The organism is Microbacterium meiriae (assembly GCF_032364335.1).
GTDB classification, from domain to species: Bacteria; Actinomycetota; Actinomycetes; order Actinomycetales; family Microbacteriaceae; genus Microbacterium; species Microbacterium meiriae.
In genome coordinates this window covers 1,476,906-1,495,899 of record NZ_CP133984.1, presented here as the reverse complement: position 1 = coordinate 1,495,899, position 18,994 = coordinate 1,476,906, and the positions used below count along the sequence as shown (strand labels likewise).

Below are 18,994 nucleotides of genomic sequence, written 5' to 3'. Positions count from 1 at the left end.
ATCCTCCGGAAGCGCGGCGACGAGCCGCGCGGCTACGTGCGGGGCACACGCGAGCTCTCGAGCCCGAAGCTCGTCCAGCAGCGCCTCGACGTCGCCGGGCGCGACGGACGACCCCGCAGGCGCGTTCCGAGACTCGATGTCGATCCCCCCAGATCCACCGGTTGTCCCGCCGCGGACCTGAGGGTATCAGACGGGATCAGTCCTCGTCGTCGTCCGCACGGTAGGGGTCGGCCTCACCGGCGTGGGTCGCGGAAGAGGCCAGCTTGGCGACCTCCGCGTCCCGCTCCTGCGCCTCACGGAGCAGGGCGGTGATGTGATCCGCGTTCTCCGGGAGGGCGTCCGGGATGAACTCGAGCGTGGGGACGAGTCGCGTGCTGAGCTGTCGACCGACCTCGCTGCGCAGCATTCCGGTCGCGGACGTGAGCGCGGCACCGCTGGCGAGGCGCTCCTCTTCCGTACCGAGCACCGTGTAGAACACGGAAGCGTGCTGCAGGTCGCCGCTCACGCGGACGTCGGTGATGGTCACGAAGCCGAGACGCGGGTCGCGCAGCCCCTTCTCCAAGCGCTCGGCGAGGATCACGCGGATGCGATCCGCGAGTCGGGCCTGTCGTTCACCAGCCATTGTTCCTTCTCCCACCTCTGTGCATCGCGGTTCCCAGCGAACCGCGGAGGCGGCTGCCCCCTCCCCCGTCATGGGAGGAGGAGGCAGCCGCCGGAGCCGTGCGGATCAGCCGCGCGGCTTCTCCACCATCTCGGTCGTCTCGATCTCGTCGCCGATCTGGATGTCGTTGTACTTGCCGAGGCCGATACCGGCCTCGTAGTCCGTCCGCACCTCGGTGACGTCGTCCTTGAACCGGCGCAGCGACTCGATGGCGAGGCCATCGGCGATGACGACGCCGTCTCGGATGACACGGGCCTTCGCGTTGCGCGTGATCGTCCCGGACCGCACGATGACACCGGCGATGTTGCCGAACTTCGAGGAGCGGAACACCTCGCGGATCTCGGCGACACCCGACTGGACCTCTTCGTACTCCGGCTTGAGCATGCCCTTGAGCGAGCTCTCGATCTCGTCGATCGCGTTGTAGATGACGGAGTAGAAGCGGATGTCCACGCCCTCACGCTGAGCACGCTCGCGCGCCTTCGTGTCGGGGCGGACGTTGAAGCCCACGATGATCGCGTTGTCGATCGTCGCCAGGTTCACGTCGGACTCGGTGATCGCACCGACACCGCGGTGGATGATGCGCAGCTGCACCGAATCGTCGACCTCGATCTTGAGGAGGGACTCCTCCAGCGCCTCGACGGCACCGGAGACGTCACCCTTGATGATGAGGTTGAGCGACTCGACCTTGCCCTCTTCGAGAGCACGGGTGAAGTCCTCGAGCGAGATGCGCTTGCGGGCCTTGGCCAGCTGGGCGTTGCGCTCGACGGCTTCGCGCTTCTCCGCGATCTGACGCGCCATGCGGTCTTCCTCGGTGACGATGAAGACGTCGCCGGCGCGCGGCACGGAGTTCAGACCCTGCACCTGGACCGGTCGGGACGGCGCAGCCGCCTCGACGACCTCGCCGTTCTCGTCGATCATCGCGCGGACACGGCCGTAGGCGGTGCCCGCCACGATCGCATCGCCGACCCGGAGGGTTCCGGACTGGATCAGCACCGTCGCGACCGAACCGCGGCCCTTGTCGAGCTTCGCCTCGATGGCGACACCGCGAGCGGCCTTGTTCGGGTTGGCAGTGAGGTCGAGTCCCGCGTCGGCGGTGAGCAGCACCGCGTCCAGGAGCTCCTGGATGCCGGTGTTGGCACGGGCCGACACGTCGACGAACATGACGTCGCCGCCGTACTCCTCGGCCACCAGACCGTATTCGGTGAGCTGCTGACGCACCTTGGCCGGGTTGGCCTCCGGCTTGTCGACCTTGTTCACCGCGACCACGATCGGCACGTTCGCCGCCTGGGCGTGGTTCAGCGCCTCGACCGTCTGCGGCATGATGCCGTCGTCGGCCGCGACCACGAGGATCGCGAGGTCGGTGACCTGCGCACCACGGGCACGCATGGCGGTGAACGCCTCGTGACCCGGGGTGTCGATGAACGTGATCGCCCGCTCGATGCCGTCGTGCTCGGTCCAGACCTGGTAAGCACCGATGTGCTGGGTGATGCCGCCGGCCTCACCCTCGATGACGTTGGTCTGACGGATCGCGTCGAGGAGGCGCGTCTTACCGTGGTCGACGTGACCCATGACGGTGACGACCGGGGGACGGATCTCTAGGTCGTCCTCGCTCTCCTCCTCCAGCTCCTTCTCGAGGTCGAGACCGAAGCCCTCGAGGAGCTCCTTGTCCTCGTCCTCGGGCGAGACCATCTGGACCTTGTAGCCCAGCTCCTCACCGAGGACCTCGAACGTGGCCTCATCCAGCGACTCGGTGGCCGTGGCCATCTCGCCGAGGTTGAAGAGGATCGTGACGAGGGTGCCCGGCTGCACCGTGTAGCCGGTCAGGGCCTCGATCTTGTCGGCGAAGTCCGCGATGGACGCACCGCGACGCATGCGGATGATCTCCCCGTTGCCGCGGGTGACGTTGACGCCACCGACGACCGGGGCGCTCCGCATCTCGAACTCTTGCCGCTTCGCCCGCCGCGACTTGCGCTGCTTGCTCTTGCCGCCGCCCTTACCGAAGGCACCGGCGGTACCACCACCGGGACCACGGCCACGGCCACCGCCGCCACCCGGACGACCGGCGAAACCGCCACCGGGACGGGGACCCGCACCGGGACCGCCACCGCCGCCGGGGCGACCGGGACCGCCCGTACGCTGCTGGAACGGAGCACCGGGACGACCACCCTGGCCGCCGCGGGGAGCACCGGGACGCGGCGAGCCGGGACGCGGGGCACCCGGGCGCGGAGCACCGGGGCGCGGCGCCTGCGGACGCGGGATGTTGCCGGGGGTCGGCCGCTGGCCCATCCCCTGCGCCGAGGCGAAGGGGTTGTTGCCGGGACGAGGGCCGGCGGGACGCTGGCCCATGCCCTGAGCGGACGAGAACGGGTTGTTGCCGGGACGGGGCGCGCCGGGCTTCGGCGCGTTGCCGTCACCGGAGGACGGCGCGGCCGGGGCCGGAGCCGCGGGCTTCGCGGGCGCCGACGGTGCCGGAGCCTTCTCCGCCTCGGGGGCGGGCGCCGGTGCCGGGGCGGCCGGAGCCGCAGGACCCGGCTTGGGTCCGGGCTTCGGGCCAGGGGTGGGCGCCGAGGACTTCGGTGCCGGCTTCGCGGCGGGCTTCGCCGCAGCGGGCTCGGACCCGGCCTTGAGGGACGGGTCGGCCTCGATCGCGGCGCGCAGCTTGCGCGCCACCGGGGGCTCGACCGTCGAAGACGGGCTCTTCACGAACTCGCCGAGTTCCTTGAGCTTCGCAAGTGCGACCTTGCTGTCGACGCCGAGTTCGGCGGCGATCTCATGTACGCGTGGTTTACCAGCCACAATTCTCCTGTCTGGGTCGGTCTGCCCAGACAGGGCAGACCACTAGTCGCGGACGGGTCTCATTTCGAGCCGTTCACTTTGTTTCCATAGCTGTTCAGCCTTTGTTTCTTGGTGGGTGCTGTTCGAAGGTCCGTGTGTCCAGCTGAGTGGTCACACGCAGTGCTCTTCCGAAAGCTCGACGCCGCAGAGCGGCTTCCATGCACTCGGGTGTCGGATGCACCCACGCGCCGCGCCCCGGCAGGACAGCACGCTCATCGGGGATGAGGGTGTCGTTCTGGGCAACCACCCTGAGCAGAGTGGAGCGGGGAGCACGCGTGCGGCAACCGACGCACGTTCGTACGGGTTCCATCTTACACCTGCGTTCCGTCCGTCCTCGCCGCCACCGGGCGTGGCGTCGAGGACGGACCGGGATCAGTCGAGGACGCTGTCCGGCTGGATGTCGATCTTCGCACCCGTGAGCTTGGCGGCCAGACGCGCGTTCTGACCCTCCTTGCCGATCGCGAGCGACAGCTGGTAGTCGGGCACGAGGGCGCGGACGGCCTTGGTGCTCGCGTCGAGGACGAACGAGCTCGTGACCTTGGCGGGCGACAGCGCGTGCGCCACGAACGTCGGCAGGTCGGCGTCGTAGTCGACGATGTCGATCTTCTCCCCCGCCAGCTCCTCCGTGACGGCTCGCACACGGCGCCCCATCTCACCGATGCACGCCCCCTTGGCGTTGATCGCCGGGTCGTTGGCCTTCACCGCGATCTTGGTGCGGTGGCCCGCCTCACGCGCGAGCGCGACGATCTCGACGAGTCCGGCGGCGATCTCCGGCACCTCGAGGGCGAAGAGCTTGCGGACGAGGCCGGGGTGCGTGCGCGACACGGTGATCTGCGGACCCTTGAGCCCCTTGGCGACGCTGGTGACGTAGACGCGCAGACGGGACCCGTGCGTGTACTCCTCTCCGGGCACCTGCTCCTCGGGCGGGAGGATCGCCTCGACGGAGCCGAGGTCGACGTGGATCATGCGCGGGTTGGGCCCCTGCTGGATCACGCCGGCGACGATGTCGCCCTCCTTGCCCTTGAACTCGCCGAGGACGGCGTCGTCGGCGATGTCCCGGAGGCGCTGGCTGATGACCTGCTTGGCGGCGAACGCGGCGATGCGCCCGAAGTCGTCGGGCGTCGCCTCCTCTTCGCCGATGATCGCACCCTCGTCGTCGCGGACGACCTGGAGGACGGCGACGTGGCCGGTCTTGCGGTCGAGGTGCACGCGGACGCCCTCCGGCGCGGCGCCCTCGGGCGAGACGTGCTTGGAGTACGCGGTCAGGATCGCCTGCTCGATGATCGCGACGAGCTCGTCGAACGGGATCGCCTTCTCCTTCTCGATCCCTCGCAGCAGACTCAGTTCGATGTCCATGACGGCCTCCCTATTCAGCTCTCGTCGCGCCCGAATGCACGCGCGACATCCGTACCACGATACCGTGTGCCGCGCCCCCGGGCCATCCGCGCCCGGGCACAGGCATTCGCGCGGCAGCAGGCGCCCACCGCGGGAACAGCCTGACTCCGCGTGGGAGCCTGTTGCGTCGTGGGATGCGTCGCGGGGTCAGACCTTCGGCGCGGACGGGAGCGCGTTGAGAGCCCCGATCAGGCGGAAGAGATTGCCCACCTGACGCTGATTCAGGTGCAGGGCGAGGCGCGGGAGGTCGAGCCGGTCGTCGTCGGCGACCTCCGGGGACCGCGGAGCCGTGCGCTCGATGCGCCCGGTGGACAGCAGCCCTGCGAAGCCGGCGTTGAGCTCCTCGATCTCGGCGTCTGTCGGCTCGGCCTTGAGGCGCAGCACCAGGGTGTCGCCGACCCACCGCAGCGAATCGTAGTTGCGCCAGAACCCCGTGATCTCGGCGCGAGCCTCCTCCACGGAATCGGTGACGACGACCCGATCGAAGTCACCGGGGGAGATCACCCCCATCGGCGCGAGGTGCTCGTCGACGAAGCGCCGCATGCCCTGCCAGAACGATCCGCCCTTCTCGTCGAGCAGCACGATCGGCGTGGGCTCGGCCTTGCCCGTCTGCTGGAGGGTGAGCAGCTCGAACATCTCATCCAGCGTGCCGAATCCGCCGGGGAGGCAGATGAAGCCGCTCGACTCCTTGATGAGCATGAGCTTGCGGGTGAAGAAGTACTTCATCGCGACGACCTGATCGCTTCCCGCGACCAGGCTGTTCGCCTTCTCCTCGAAGGGGAGACGGATGGAGACACCGAGCGACAGCGCGGGCCCGGCTCCTTCGGCCGCGGCCTGCATGATCCCCGGCCCGGCGCCCGTGACCACCATCCAGCCGTCGCTCGCAAGGGCCGCGGCGACATCACGCGCCTGCAGGTACAGCGGGTCGTCGTGGAGGGTGCGGGCGGACCCGAACACCGTCACCTTCGGCACCCCGCGGAAGGGCGCGAACAGGCGGAACGCGTCCCGCATCTCGGCCAGGGCGGCGGAAGCGATCTTGAGGTCGAGGCGGTCGGTGCCGTCCTCCCCCAGCAGCAGCGCGGTGCGGAGCATCCGCATCACGAGGCGACGGTCCGTGGCCACACCCGCCTCGTCCAGCACACGGTTGATCTCGTCGCTCAGGGCTGCCGGCAGCGGTTCCTCGGTCATGCCCCCAGCGTCCCACGCGGCATCCGGTCGGCGGGACGCAACGCCGAGGGACCGTACCCCGGGGCTCCGGAGCACGGAGAAGGAGCGGTGTCAACACCCGTGCCCGCCGCCGGGGAAGGCGTCACCATGGCGACATGACAGAGATCACCGGTCCCGAAGCCCTCGCCCGCGTCGCCGAACTCGTGGAGGACATCGACTTCACCATGCTCACGACCACCGACCCGGACGGGAACCTCGTCAGCCGCCCCATGTCGACCAGGCAGATGGACGATGCCGGCGCCATCTGGTTCTTCACCGCGGAGGACACCGAGAAGGTCGAGGAGGCCCGTCGTCATCACGACGTGGGGCTGGCCTACTGCGACGCCAAGGGGATGCGCTACGTGTCGGTCGCCGGCACCGCGGAGATCGTCCACGACCGCGCGAAGATGGAGGAACTCTACTCCCCCTCCCTCGACATCTGGTTCGAGGACGGCCTGGGGACCCCGGGCATCGCGCTGCTCAAAGTCACTCCGGTCGTCGCCGAGTTCTGGGAGCCCGCGAAGGGCAAGGTCGCGATGGCCGCCGGGGCGCTCAAGGCGCTCGTGACCCGAGACACCCCGGACGACGACATCATGAACCACGGCCGCATCACCTGCTGAGCGGCCCGCTCCGAGCGCCGGCTCAGCGCGCGGCGGAGAGCCGCTCCACCGCTTCGGCGACCGAGACGGCCTCACGCTCGCCCGTCCGACGGTCCCAGAACTCCACCTGCCCGTCGGCGGCTCCCCGGCCGACGATGACGATCTTCGGGACGCCGACGAGCTCGGCATCGCCGAACTTGACCCCGGGCGACACCTTCGGGCGGTCGTCGTAGAGCACGTCGAGGCCGGCCGCCTCCAGCTGCGCGGACAGGCCCTCCGCGACATCGAAGGCGACCTGGTCACGGCCGGCGGCGACGACCTGCACGTCGAACGGCGCGACCGAGGCCGGCCAGATGAGGCCCTTGTCGTCGTTGTTGAGCTCGGCGATGATCGCCAGGATCCGCGTCACGCCGATGCCGTACGACCCCATGGTGACCGTGACGAGCTTGCCGTTCTCGTTGAGGACCTTGAGGCCGAGCGCCTCCGCGTACTTCCGCCCGAGCTGGAAGACGTGACCGATCTCCATGCCGCGGGCGAGCTCGACCGGACCGGAGCCGTCGGGCGCCGGGTCGCCGGCGCGCACGTTCGCGATCTCCACGATGCCGTCCGCCTCGAAGTCGCGCCCGGCGACGACCGAGTGCGCGTGCTTCTGGTCGATGTTCGCGCCGGTGACCCAGCTCGTCCCCTCGCTCACGCGGGGGTCGACGAGGTAGCGGATGCCCGTGGCGGACTCCTCGCCGAGCACCGCACCCGTAGGCGACCAGGGACCGATGTACCCCTTCACCAGGAGCGGGTTGTTCTCGAAGTCGTCCGCGGTCGCGGTCTCCACCTCGGCAGGGGCGAAGGCCACCTCGGCACGCTTCTCGTCCACCTCGCGGTCGCCGGGGATGCCGACGATCACGAGCTCACGGGTGCCGTCGAGGTGCTTCAGGGCGAGCACGACGTTCTTGAGCGTGTCGGCGGCGGTGTACTCGCCGTCGAGCTCTCGGTTGCAGTGCGCGACGAGCGTCTCGATGGTGGGCGTGTCGGGCGAATCGAAGATCACCGGAGCGCCATCGGCGTCGAACGGGACCGGAGCGGGCACGGGCGTGCTGAAGGCCTCGACGTTGGCCGCGTACCCCCCGGCGCTGCGGACGAATGTGTCCTCCCCGACGGGCGTCGGGTGCAGGAACTCCTCGCTCCGCGAACCGCCCATCGCGCCGGCGTCGGCCTGCACGATCGCGTACTCGAGGCCCAGCCGCTGGAAGATGCGCTCGTAGGCGTCCCGCTGCGCCTGGTAGCTCACGTCCAGCCCCTCGTCCGAGGCGTCGAAGGAGTAGGCGTCCTTCATCGTGAACTCGCGCCCGCGGAGGAGACCGGCGCGCGGCCGGGCCTCGTCGCGGTACTTGTCCTGGATCTGGAAGATCGTCAGCGGCAGATCCTTGTACGACGAGTACAGGTCCTTCACCAGCAGCGTGAAGGCCTCCTCGTGCGTCGGCGCCAGGAGGTAATCGCCGCCCTTGCGGTCCTGGAGGCGGAACAGCAGGTCGCCGTACTCGTCCCAGCGCCCGGTCGCCTCGTACGCCTCGCGCGGCATCAGTGCGGGGAAGTGCACCTCCTGGGCACCGGCGGCGGCCATCTCCTCGCGGATGACGGTCTCGATCTTCGCTTTGACGCGCAGCCCGAGCGGCAGCCACGCGAAGATGCCTGCTGCCTGCGGTCGGATGTACCCGGCGCGGATCAGCAGCTTGTGACTGGCGACCTCGGCACCGGCAGGATCTTCGCGGAGCGTACGGAGGAAGAAGTTCGAAAGACGAGTGACCACGGCTCAAGTGTAGTGAGCCGCGGTCACCCGCCTCGTCGCTCAGTTGAGGGCCGGCAGCCCCTGCGGCACGACGCCGCCGCGGTAGAGGCTCTCGGCGAGCTCCTGCAGCGCGGTCAGCGCGACCCGCTGCGGCAGCGGACCGTAGGAGATGCGGGCCACGCCGAGCTTCTCGTACTCGGACGCGGCGAGCGCCCCGGGGATCCCGATCACGCTGACCTTGCGCTCCCCGATGCCCTCGACCAGCTGTCGCGTGACGTTCGCATCGAGGATGCCGGGGACGAACACCGCGGTGGCACCGGCGTCGAGGAAGGCGCGGCCGCGCTGGATGGCATCCGCGATGCTCTGCTCCACGGGCCGCGACCCGGCACGCACGAACGCATCGGTGCGGGCGTTCAGGGCGAAGGGCACGCCCTCGGTCTCCGCAGCCTTCACGATGGACTCGACGACGGCGACCGATTCGTCGAGCGGCTTGAGGCGGTCCTCGACGTTCGCGCCGACGACGCCGGCCGCGATCGCGAGGCGGGTGGTCTCCCCGGCGTCCCCGTATCCGTCGTCCAGGTCTGCGGTGACGGGAACGGACACGGCCGCGGCGATCCGTCCGACCATGTCGATCATGACGTCGCGCGGGGTGTCCCCGTCGTCGTAGCCGAACGACGCCGCGATGCCGTGACCGGCGGTCGCGATCGCCGTGGTCTCCGGCAGTGCGGCGACGGCACGCGCGGAGACGACGTCCCACACGTTCACCACGCGGAGGATCTCCGGGGCGTCATAGAGTCCGACGAGGGTCTGGGCCTTGGCAGCAGTGGTCATGTCCCCACGCTAGCGGCCGGTGCGGGCACGCGGGCCGGATGCCCGGGTTCCCTGCGGCGGTCGACCTAGGCTGGCAGCATGCCCCAGCGCCGCTCGCATGTCGCCCCCTCCGCCGCCCAGACCGAGCTCGCCGCGGCGCTCGCTGCCCTTCGGGAGGACCTGGACGCGCCGACGGAGTTCCCCGCCGACGTGCTCGCGGAGGCGGAAGCCGCCACGGCGACTCTCCCCGACCTCGACCTCACGGATGTGCCGTTCGCGACCCTCGATCCGGCCGGTGCCCGCGACCTCGACCAGGCGTTCCACCTCGAACGGGACGGCGACGGTTATCGGGTGCGTTACGCCATCGCGGACGTGCCCGGGTTCGTCTTACCGGGAGGCGCCGTGGACGCGGAGGCCCGCCGGCGAGGACAGACCCTGTACGCCGCGGACGGCTCGATCCCGCTGCACCCACCCGTGCTGAGCGAGGACCGTGCCTCCCTGATCCCCGACGTCGACCGCTCCGCCCTGGTGTGGACGTTCCACCTGGATGCGGCCGGATCCGTGATCGACTTCCGGTTGGAGCGCGCCCTCATCCGTTCCCGGGCCCAGCTCGACTACGCCTCCACCCAGGAGGCGCTCGACCGGGGCGACGGCGGTCACGCGGCCCTGTTGCCGGAGATCGGCTCCCTCCGTCTGGAGCAGGAGCGCCGCCGCGGTGGCGCCAGCCTGAACATGCCGGACGAGGAGGTCGTGCGCACCGACGACGGCTCCTATGCGATCGAGCGCCGCAGCCCGCTGCCCGTCGAGGAGTGGAACGCGCAGCTGTCGCTCATGACGGGGATGGCGGCCGCCGCGCTCATGATCGATGCGGGCGTCGGCATCCTCCGCACGATGCCGGAACCCGACGAGGCGGCCTTCACTGCCTTCCGGCACCAGACGGAGGCACTCGGGCGCCCGTGGACCGACGGCACCTACGGCGAGTACCTCCGCGGCCTCGACCGCTCCGACCCGATGACGCTCCCCGTGCTGGAGGCCGCCGCCTCGCTGTTCCGCGGCGCGGGGTACCTCGTGTTCGACGGCGAACCACCCGCCGACGCCGTGCAGGCCGCGATCGGAGCACCGTACGCGCACGCGACCGCACCCCTGCGCCGACTGGTCGACCGCTGGGTGCTCGCCATCTGCCTCGCCGTGTCGACCGGGCAGCCGGTGCCGGGATGGGTCCGCTCCTCCCTCGGAGAGCTCCCCGCACTCATGCAGGACTCGGGTCGGCGGGCATCGCAGTTGGACGCGGACACCGTGAACCGCGTCGAGGCCGCGCTGCTCACTCCGCTTGTCGGACAGACCATCGAGGCCACGGTGATCGAGCTCCGGGGCGAGCGGGCCGCCGTCCAGATCGCGGACCCTGCAGTGACCACGACCGCGCCGGTGACCCCCGACACCAAGCCCGGCGATGTGGTGCAGGTGCGCGTCGTACGCGTGGACATCGGGACGGGTGAGATCGAGCTCGCCGTCTGAGCCCGCGGCCGGGGATCAGGCGAAGACGCCGAGTCAGGCGCTCCCGGGCAGGACTGCCTGTACCGCAGCGGCCGCCTGCGTCCGCGCCGGATACCCTGTCGAGATGGATCAGGCAGAGCGCATCGAGCGCTTCCTCGCGGAGCGGTATCCGCGTGCAGGGATCGCGATCGTCGCCGGGAGCACGGCCCGTGGCGAGCGCACGCCCACCAGTGACATCGACCTCCTCCTCATCGACGACGACCTCTTCGCCGACGTGTCACAGGTGAGCGAGGCCGCCACCCACGCGTTCGAGGACGAGATCTTCGAGGTGTTCGCGTACACGGCGGAAGGGTTCCGGGAGTGGGCGGACCGCGGCGTGGCCCAGCACCGCCCCGTCATCGCGCACATGCTCGTGGAAGGAGCCGCGATCCGGTCGACGCCCGCGCTCGCGGAACTGCGGACGCGGTGGGCCGCTGTGCTCGCTCGCGGCTCTGTGCTGAGTGAGACGGAGTCGCGGATCCGGCGGTACGTGATCACCGATCTCCTCGACGACCTCCAGGACGCGACGGACCCTCTCGAGCAGCGCGTCATCGCCGGCCTGCTGTTCGAGCGCATGACCGAGCTGATGCTGCTGGCCAGCGGGCAGTGGATCGGATCCGGGAAGTGGCTCCCCCGACGTCTGCGCGCGTGGAGCCCCGAGCGCGCGGACCGGCTCAGCACTCCGCTGCTCGCTGGAGACTTCCCCGGCTTCGCGGCGCGGGTCGATGAGGAGCTGACGATGGCGGGTGGTCGAGTGCAGGCGGGGTTCGTGCGCTGACCTCACTCGTTCACAGGCAGTCACGCGACAGCAGGCGACACCGGCGGCTGGCGCCTGTCCTCGCGTGATCGCCTGACGCGAGGGCTCAGGAGGCGGGGGTCGCAGTCGTCGTCATCACGAGCAGCTGAGGGTCGGACAGGTCCAGGGCCACCGTGATGGCGGCGAATTCCGCGAGGGAACGGACGTGGGTGCCGCCACAGAGGATGACGGCCTCGCCCTCCGGGAGCTCGCAGTGCCAGCGCCGCCGGTCCACGATCGTCGGTCCGTCCACCTCGATGCGGCTCGCGGCAGCCGAGGCGACCCACGCGGCGAGCTGCGTATTGATGCGGTGCTCGCGGTCAGACAACGTCGCCGCGAACGTCTCGGTGTCGAATCCCGCGCGGCGCAGGCTCTTGCCCAGGCGGTACTCGTCGACGGCGCCGTCCTCGTGGATGCGGCTGGACTGGTTCGCCCGGCCCTCGAAGTCCGGGTTTCCCAGCGCATCCTCCCCCGGGTCCTTGCGCCAAAGGTCCGAGACGGCGATATCGAGAGCGAGGGAGGCGAGATGGCACGCGGTGTGACCGCGGCTGAGGCCGGCACGGTGCGCCTCGTCGACCGAGAGGGCCACGCGCGTCCCCTCCGCGAGCCAGGCGGGCGCGGCACCATCGAGCCGCTGGCCCACCAGCCAGGTCCACCCCTCGGTCCCGCGCTTGACGGGGATCGCACTCCCCACCGCGAACGCGCCGTCATCCGAGACCGCCGCCATGAGCGCCTCGGTCACGTGGACGGCTCCGTCCTCGCCGGAGATCTCGCCGGTATCGCCGGGCTGATCGGGCCAGGTGTGATCGACGGGGTGGAACGGCGTGGCGTCGACGACGACCACGGCTCCGTCGGCATCGTCCGCCACGCGGGTCACGACGGCGTCTCCGCGGAGGCTGCCGTCCGGGAAGGTGACGATCGTGGGCGTGGTCATGGGGCTCCTCGGAGAGACGACGGAACGATGGTGCCGATCAGGCACGGGGTGTCAGTGGGACGGTGGGATCGTGAAGCTGGCGAGCCGGTCGCCGTCGACGACGAAGATCCCATCGGACTCGCCGTTGAAGACGCGACTGCTCCACCCGAAGCGGATGCGCGTCATGTCGCCATCCGTGGTGGCGGAGAGCACGGTCATCCGTGCCCCGGCGCCGATCGCGTCGCTGTCCGCCCAGCTGCGTACGCCGTCGGCGCCGGCTTTGACGGTGCCCCAGTCGTTCACGAAGCCTCCCACGGCGAACGCGGCGACGAAGGCCTCGGTGTCCCCGGCGTTGATCGCGTCGACCATGGCCTGGACCGGCGCGGGCAGGAGGATGTCGGACACGGCACTCCTCGGATCAGGCGGTGACGACCTGGGCGGTGCCGAGCGGAGCGTCCGGGCCCATCTCGGCGGCGATGCGGTTCGCCTCCTCGATGAGGGTGGCGACGATGTCAGCCTCCGGGACGGTCTTGATGACCTCGCCCTTGACGAAGATCTGGCCCTTGCCGTTGCCGGACGCGACACCGAGGTCGGCCTCGCGCGCCTCACCCGGGCCGTTCACGACGCAGCCCATGACGGCGACGCGCAGCGGCACCGTCATCTCCTTGAGCCCCTCGGTGACGTCTTCCGCGAGCGTGTAGACGTCGACCTGAGCCCGACCGCACGAGGGGCACGAGACGATCTCGAGCTTGCGCTCCCGGAGGTTGAGGGACTGGAGGATCTGGTGACCGACCTTGACCTCCTCGGCCGGCGGCGCGGACAGCGAGACGCGGATGGTGTCGCCGATGCCCTCCCCCAGCAGGATGCCGAACGCGGTCGCGCTCTTGATCGTGCCCTGGAAGGCCGGTCCCGCCTCGGTCACGCCGAGGTGCAGCGGCCAGTCGCCCCGCTCGGCGAGCTGGCGGTAGGCCTTGACCATGACGACCGGGTCGTTGTGCTTCACCGAGATCTTGAAGTCGTGGAAGTCGTGCTCCTCGAACAGCGACGCCTCCCAGACAGCGCTCTCGACGAGGGCCTCCGGCGTGGCCTTGCCGTACTTCTCGAGCAGGCGACGGTCGAGGGAGCCCGCGTTGACGCCGATACGGAGCGAGACACCCGCGTCCTTCGCTGCCTTGGCGATCTCGCCGACCTGGTCGTCGAACTTGCGGATGTTGCCCGGGTTGACCCGCACGGCGGCGCAGCCGGCGTCGATCGCCTGGAAGACGTACTTCGGCTGGAAGTGGATGTCCGCGATGACCGGGATCTGGCTCTTCTTCGCGATGATGTGCAGCACGTCCGCGTCGTCCTGCGAGGGCACGGCGACCCGGACGATCTCGCAGCCGGAGGCGGTGAGCTCCGCGATCTGCTGCAGGGTCCCGTTGATGTCGGTGGTCTTCGTCGTCGTCATCGACTGCACGCTGACGGGCGCATCGCCGCCGACGAGCACCTTGCCCACCTTGATCTGACGGGACTTGCGACGCGGGGCGAGGACTTCGGGGACCTTCGGCATCCCAAGATTCACTGCTGGCACGATCCCAGCCTACGCCGCCAGGATGCGGAAGGGCTGGATGCGGCGGGTGTGGTAGTTTCGCCCCATGATCGCGCACATCACCTGGTGGCCCGCCTCCTAGGCGGTGTGTTCGCGTTCCCTCGAATCCAGACCGCCTCCGGGGCGGTCTTTTCGTTGCGCCGAGCCGGAGCCCTCGCACAGGAGACATCGATGACCCTCTCTCGCCTCGACGAGCTCAGCGCCGATCCCACTGCGTCCTTCGTGCTGATCGCCCGTGACGGCGCGGACACCGTGGAGCTGCTCACCGGCGCCGTGACCGACGTCGAGCTGCTCTCCGACATCCCTCTGACGTCCGAGGGAGAGTCCCGGGAGGTCTTCGCCCTCGTCCCCTACCGGCAGGTCCGAGAGCGCGGATTCGTCGCGCAGGACGACGGGGCGCCGCTGCGCTGCATCGTCGTGGACGAGCACCTCCATCTGCCGACCGCGGCTGTGCTCGATGCGCTTCCCACCGCGCCGATCCCACTGCGCGACGAGCGCTTCGACATCGCCGACGAGGAGTACGCCGCCATCGTCGAGACCGTGATCGCCAACGAGATCGGCCGCGGCGAGGGGGCGAACTTCGTCATCCGTCGCGACTTCACGGCGACCGTCGAGGCGGACGAACGGCAGGCGGCCCTCACCTGGTTCCGGGCTCTGCTCGCCCATGAGCGCGGAGCCTACTGGACCTTCGCGGTGTTCACCCCCGGCCACATCGCGGTGGGGGCGAGCCCGGAGGCGCACGTCGTGGCCCGCGGTGGCGTCGTCACCATGAACCCCATCTCGGGGACCTTCCGGCATCCGGCGGGCGGCGCGACGAAGGAGACGCTGACCGACTTCCTGGCCTCGACCAAGGAGACCGAGGAGCTGTTCATGGTCGTGGACGAGGAGCTCAAGATGATGAGCGCGGTCTGTGCCGACGGCGGACGCATCACGGGCCCGCATCTGAAGGAGATGTCGCGGCTGACGCACACGGAGTACATGCTGCGCGGTCGAAGCGCTCTGGACCCCCGGGACATCCTCCGCGAGACGATGTTCGCCCCGACTGTCACCGGCTCCCCCATGCAGAACGCCTGCGCCGTGATCCGGCGGCACGAGCGCAAGCCGCGGGGCTACTACTCCGGCGTCGCCGCGCTCTTCACCCCCAACGCCGACGGCGGCCACGACCTCGACGCGCCGATCCTCATCCGCACGGTGTATCTGCAGGACGGCGAGCTGAGCGTTCCCGTCGGCGCCACCCTCGTCCGCCACTCCGACCCGCACGGCGAGGTCTCCGAGACCCACGGCAAGGCAGCGGGTGTACTCGGCGCCATCGGCGCGATCGACCGGGACCGTGTGGCGGAGGCCCGCAGCGACGCCGACGCCCCCGGTGAGCCGCGTCGCCTCGCGGATGATGAGGACGTCGCCGCGCTCCTCTCCTCGCGCAACGCCCGGCTCGCCGAGTTCTGGCTGAACCCGCAGGGTGAGGACTTCACGGGGCCATTCTCCGGCCGCTCCGCCCTCGTGGTCGACGCCGAGGACCGCTTCACGACGATGCTCGCGCATCAGCTGCGGCACCTCGGGCTCGACGTGACCATCGCGTCCTGGGACGACGTGGACGACGAGGCGGTCGAGACGGCCGATCTCGTCGTCGCCGGCCCCGGCCCCGGCGACCCCCGAGACGACGCGAGCCCGCGCATCGCCCGGATGCGCGAGGTCGTGGCGGCCCGCCTTCAGGCGCATGCCCCGCTGCTCGCGGTCTGCCTGAGCCACCAGATCCTGGCGGACCGGATGGGGATCGCGCTGACGCCCCTCGACGCTCCGCACCAGGGGCTGCAGAAGGCCGTGCCGGTGTTCGGCGAGGACGCCTCGATCGGGTTCTACAACACCTTCACGGCACGGGTCGACCCCGGAGTGACGACGGTGGGCGCGGCCGAGGTCTCCGCGGATCCGGCGACCGGAGACGTCTACGCCCTCCGCGGCGACGGGTTCGCATCGGTGCAGGGCCACCTCGAGTCGATCCTGTCCCGCGACGGCATCCGCACGCTGGAGCGTCTGGTCGCACACGCCCTGCGCTGAGTGCGTCCCGGTCGCTCAGCCCAGCAGCTTGACCGGGTTAAAGAGGTCGGCCACCAGCAGCAGAGCTCCCATCGCGATCAGCAGCGTCGCGACGACGACGGTCAGCGGGACGAGTTTCGTGGCGTCGACCGGAGCCGGCGGCGGCCGCCGGAAGAGCTTCGCCCACGCCCGTTTGATCCCTTCCCAGAGCGCGACGACGACGTGACCGCCGTCGAGGGGCAGCAGCGGGATGAGGTTGAACACGAAGAGCGCGACGTTGAGCGACCCGAGGAGGCCGAGCAGCACGGCGAAGCGGTTGAGGACCGGCGCGTCCGTCGCGGCCACCTCGCCCGCCAGACGCCCGACACCGACGACGCTCAGCGGCCCGTTCGGATCGCGTTCCCCACCCGTCACCAACGACACACCCACGTCCCACAGACGCACGGGCAGCGTGACGATCAGCGAGCCGACCCGGGCGACCGTGTCCGCCGCCATCTGCGGTCCGGCGGTGAGCGGCTGCTGCACGTAGCCCATCTGCGCGATCATGCCCGCGTAGCCGACTTCCTTCACGACAGGTTCGCCGTCGTCGTCGAGCACCGGCTGGCCGCTCGCATCCGTGATGGTGCGCTCCGCGGCGATCGGCGTGAAGGTGAGCGTCTGCTCCGTGCCGTCCCGGCGCACGACGAGATCGAGGGGCTGTCCCGGCGAGGCCTGCACGATCGCAGTCGCCTCGGCGAAGGTCGCCACCGGTGTCCCGTCGATCGAGACGAGGACGTCCCCTGGCTGCACGTCGGCCGCCGCCGCCGGAGACTCCGGATCGTCGGCACCGCATTCGGTCGCCGACGATGAGGCAGGGACCACGCATTCGTTCACCGCCGCGACCGTCGTGGTGCCCTGCTGCACGCCGATTCCGCTGACGAGGACGGTGAAGATGACCACGGCCAGCACGAGGTTCATGAGCGGTCCGCCGAGCATGACGATCACGCGCTTCCAGACCGGCAGCTTGTAGAAGACCCGATCCTCCGCGCCTTCGGCGATCGTCTCGTCGTTGGCCGAGCGCGCATCCTGGATGAGCGTGCGGAACGCGCCGGACGCGGGTCCGCTGTCCTTCGACGACGGATACATCCCCGACATCGAGATGAAGCCGCCGAGAGGCAGGAGCTTGAAGCCGTACTCCGTCTCGCCGATCCGCTTCGACCACAGGCGCGGCCCGAAGCCGATCATGTACTGGCCGACACGCACGCCGAAGAGCTTCGCAGGGACGAGGTGACCGACCTCGTGCAGACCGATCGAGAGCCCGAGGCCGATCAGCATGAACACGATGCCGCCCAGATAGAGCAGGAATTCCACGTGCCCACGCTACTGCCCACCGCCTAGGAATCCGCCCGGCTCGCACAGCATGGCTAGGCTGGCGGGATGACGTCCCGGCAGCTGCGCTTCCTCCGCGCCGCCGCCGTGTCCGCGATCGCCACGCTCCTCGCAGCCGTGTCGCACACGCTCGCCGGCGGCGCCGCTCCGCACCCCCTGCTCATCGCCGCCGTCGCGCTGCTCTTCGTCCCGCTCTCCGCCGCGGTGGCCGGCGGTCGGCCGTCACGCGCACGGGTCGCCGTGGCCGTGCTCCTGGCGCAGGCCGCGTTCCACCTGCTCTTCCAGCTTCTGGGTGCGCCCACAGCGGGGGGCGCGTCCGTCATCGGCACGCACGCGCATCACCTCGACCTGGGCGCGCTCGCACCGCTGTCCCCGGCTCCCGGCCCGGACACGCTGATGCTGTCTGCGCACCTCGCCTGCGCGGTGCTGACCACGCTGCTGCTGTGGCACGGCGAGAGCGTGTTGCGCGCGATCGCCCGCTGGTTCCAGGCCGCGCTCCGGCGCGCGGCGACTCCCACCTCCGCGCCTCCCGCACCGCCGCGTCCGCTGCGCTCCGCTCTCCGCTCTCCGCTCGATGCCGCGATGACCGTGGTGGTGTCGCGGCGCGGTCCGCCGGTGCCCGTCGGCGGCTGAGCCGCCCCGCCGACCCTGCCGTCCTCGAGAGACGGCCCCTTCGGGCCGCGCTGTTCCCGCGCGCCCCCACACGAGCATCTGGAGACCCCATGTCGAACCCCACCATCCGCCCCCGCCGTCCGCGCCGCGCCCTCCTCGGAGCCACCGGCATCATCGGCGGACTCGCCCTCGCCCTCGCCGTCCCGGCGATGGCCGGCGCCCACGTCACCGTCAGCCCGGACGAGCTCGCCGCCGGTGACCACGGCGTGCTGACCTTCTCCTTCTCGCACGGGTGCGGCACCTCGCCCACCACAGCCCTGCGCGTCACCATGCCGGAGGGCCTCGCCTCCGTCGCCCCGACGCTCGACGGCGACTGGAGCATCCAGGTGGAACGCGGCGACGACGGTCTCGTGAGCGCGGTCACCTACACCGCCCTCACGCCCGTGCCGACCGACCTCCGCGGCGCCGTGAGCATGTCGGTGGGACTGGATGAGGACACGCCCGAGACGCTCGCCTTCCCGGTGGTCCAGCAGTGCGTCGACGGGGCGACGGAGTGGACGCAGCTCGCCGAGAAGGGCGAGGACCCGCACGACCTCGACTCCCCCGCTCCCGTCGTGACGGTGACGGACAACGCCGAGGGCGGTCACGGCACGAGCACCGTACCGCAGCCCGCGACGGCCGATGCCGGCGACGACGCCCTGGGTATCGCGCTGGGCGCCGGCGGCCTCCTGGCCGGTGTCGCGGCTCTCGTGGTCGCCGTGCTCGCGTTCCGCCGCCGCGCCTGAGCCCCGGGTCCGCCGCGCCCGGCTCCGGCGCGCGGCGGACCGACCCGCCCGGGCCGACACCGCCGTCATGAGAACA

Annotated in this window: 17 protein-coding genes; 6 read left to right on the top strand and 11 right to left on the bottom strand. The window is 70.5% G+C overall.

Annotated features, from left to right (window positions below):
* Positions 1-196 precede the first annotated feature (196 nt).
* The 5 genes from rbfA to RI211_RS07045 form a co-directional block, all read right to left on the bottom strand.
* Positions 197-622 carry a 30S ribosome-binding factor RbfA gene (gene rbfA / locus RI211_RS07065; RefSeq protein WP_187663847.1) on the bottom strand — a complete coding sequence of 142 codons (426 nt, stop codon included), beginning with the start codon at positions 620-622 and terminating at the stop codon, positions 197-199.
* A gap of 105 nt (positions 623-727) precedes the next feature.
* On the bottom strand, positions 728-3,457 hold the full coding sequence (gene infB / locus RI211_RS07060; RefSeq protein ID WP_187663846.1) for a translation initiation factor IF-2: 2,730 nt from the start codon (positions 3,455-3,457) through the stop codon (positions 728-730).
* Between the two features lie 94 nt (positions 3,458-3,551).
* Positions 3,552-3,806, bottom strand: coding sequence for a YlxR family protein (locus tag RI211_RS07055; RefSeq protein WP_083391685.1), 255 nt, complete (start codon positions 3,804-3,806; stop codon positions 3,552-3,554).
* A 62-nt stretch (positions 3,807-3,868) separates the two neighbouring features.
* Positions 3,869-4,852 carry a transcription termination factor NusA gene (gene nusA / locus RI211_RS07050; protein WP_187663844.1) on the bottom strand — a complete coding sequence of 328 codons (984 nt, stop codon included), beginning with the start codon at positions 4,850-4,852 and terminating at the stop codon, positions 3,869-3,871.
* A 186-nt stretch (positions 4,853-5,038) separates the two neighbouring features.
* Positions 5,039-6,079: an LOG family protein gene (locus tag RI211_RS07045; RefSeq protein ID WP_187663843.1), complete on the bottom strand. Its 1,041-nt coding sequence runs from the start codon at positions 6,077-6,079 to the stop codon at positions 5,039-5,041.
* A 134-nt stretch (positions 6,080-6,213) separates the two neighbouring features.
* On the opposite strand from RI211_RS07045, the gene RI211_RS07040 reads away from it, so the two are divergent.
* The gene (locus RI211_RS07040; RefSeq protein ID WP_187663842.1) at positions 6,214-6,717 is read left to right on the top strand and encodes a pyridoxamine 5'-phosphate oxidase family protein; all 504 of its coding nucleotides are present in this window, start codon (positions 6,214-6,216) and stop codon (positions 6,715-6,717) included.
* A 22-nt stretch (positions 6,718-6,739) separates the two neighbouring features.
* Here RI211_RS07040 and RI211_RS07035 read toward each other — a convergent pair whose 3' ends face one another.
* Both RI211_RS07035 and RI211_RS07030 read right to left on the bottom strand, forming a co-directional pair.
* Positions 6,740-8,500, bottom strand: a complete 1,761-nt coding sequence (locus RI211_RS07035; protein WP_280569736.1) for a proline--tRNA ligase — start codon at positions 8,498-8,500, stop codon at positions 6,740-6,742.
* A gap of 39 nt (positions 8,501-8,539) precedes the next feature.
* Positions 8,540-9,310 (bottom strand): isocitrate lyase/PEP mutase family protein, encoded by a 771-nt coding sequence (locus RI211_RS07030; RefSeq protein WP_292794245.1) that lies wholly within the window; start codon positions 9,308-9,310, stop codon positions 8,540-8,542.
* A 78-nt stretch (positions 9,311-9,388) separates the two neighbouring features.
* Between RI211_RS07030 and RI211_RS07025 the strand changes: the two genes are divergently transcribed.
* Positions 9,389-10,804, top strand: coding sequence for an RNB domain-containing ribonuclease (locus tag RI211_RS07025; RefSeq protein ID WP_315637028.1), 1,416 nt, complete (start codon positions 9,389-9,391; stop codon positions 10,802-10,804).
* Positions 10,805-10,907: 103 nt separating this feature from the next.
* Positions 10,908-11,600 (top strand): nucleotidyltransferase domain-containing protein, encoded by a 693-nt coding sequence (locus tag RI211_RS07020; protein WP_315637029.1) that lies wholly within the window; start codon positions 10,908-10,910, stop codon positions 11,598-11,600.
* Between the two features lie 85 nt (positions 11,601-11,685).
* Here the strand turns inward: RI211_RS07020 and RI211_RS07015 are convergent, their stop codons facing one another.
* The 3 genes from RI211_RS07015 to ispG are packed head-to-tail and all read right to left on the bottom strand — an operon-like array spanning position 11,686 to position 14,080.
* On the bottom strand, positions 11,686-12,552 hold the full coding sequence (locus tag RI211_RS07015; protein ID WP_292794236.1) for an alanyl-tRNA editing protein: 867 nt from the start codon (positions 12,550-12,552) through the stop codon (positions 11,686-11,688).
* Between the two features lie 51 nt (positions 12,553-12,603).
* Complete coding sequence (locus tag RI211_RS07010; protein WP_315637030.1) at positions 12,604-12,936, bottom strand: nuclear transport factor 2 family protein; 333 nt, start codon at positions 12,934-12,936, stop codon at positions 12,604-12,606.
* Between the two features lie 13 nt (positions 12,937-12,949).
* Positions 12,950-14,080 (bottom strand): flavodoxin-dependent (E)-4-hydroxy-3-methylbut-2-enyl-diphosphate synthase, encoded by a 1,131-nt coding sequence (ispG, locus tag RI211_RS07005; RefSeq protein WP_025103167.1) that lies wholly within the window; start codon positions 14,078-14,080, stop codon positions 12,950-12,952.
* A 210-nt stretch (positions 14,081-14,290) separates the two neighbouring features.
* Here ispG and RI211_RS07000 point away from each other — a divergent pair, with 210 nt between their 5' ends.
* A complete protein-coding gene (locus RI211_RS07000; protein WP_315637032.1) occupies positions 14,291-16,174 on the top strand; it encodes a chorismate-binding protein in 1,884 nt (627 codons plus the stop codon).
* 15 nt (positions 16,175-16,189) lie between these two features.
* Here the strand turns inward: RI211_RS07000 and RI211_RS06995 are convergent, their stop codons facing one another.
* Positions 16,190-17,503, bottom strand: coding sequence for a M50 family metallopeptidase (locus RI211_RS06995; protein ID WP_315637035.1), 1,314 nt, complete (start codon positions 17,501-17,503; stop codon positions 16,190-16,192).
* Positions 17,504-17,569: 66 nt separating this feature from the next.
* Between RI211_RS06995 and RI211_RS06990 the strand changes: the two genes are divergently transcribed.
* Together RI211_RS06990 and RI211_RS06985 are read left to right on the top strand one after the other, a co-directional pair.
* A complete protein-coding gene (locus RI211_RS06990) occupies positions 17,570-18,154 on the top strand; it encodes a hypothetical protein (protein WP_315637037.1) in 585 nt (194 codons plus the stop codon).
* Between the two features lie 89 nt (positions 18,155-18,243).
* Positions 18,244-18,918, top strand: coding sequence for a YcnI family copper-binding membrane protein (locus RI211_RS06985; RefSeq protein ID WP_280569756.1), 675 nt, complete (start codon positions 18,244-18,246; stop codon positions 18,916-18,918).
* Positions 18,919-18,994 lie beyond the last annotated feature (76 nt).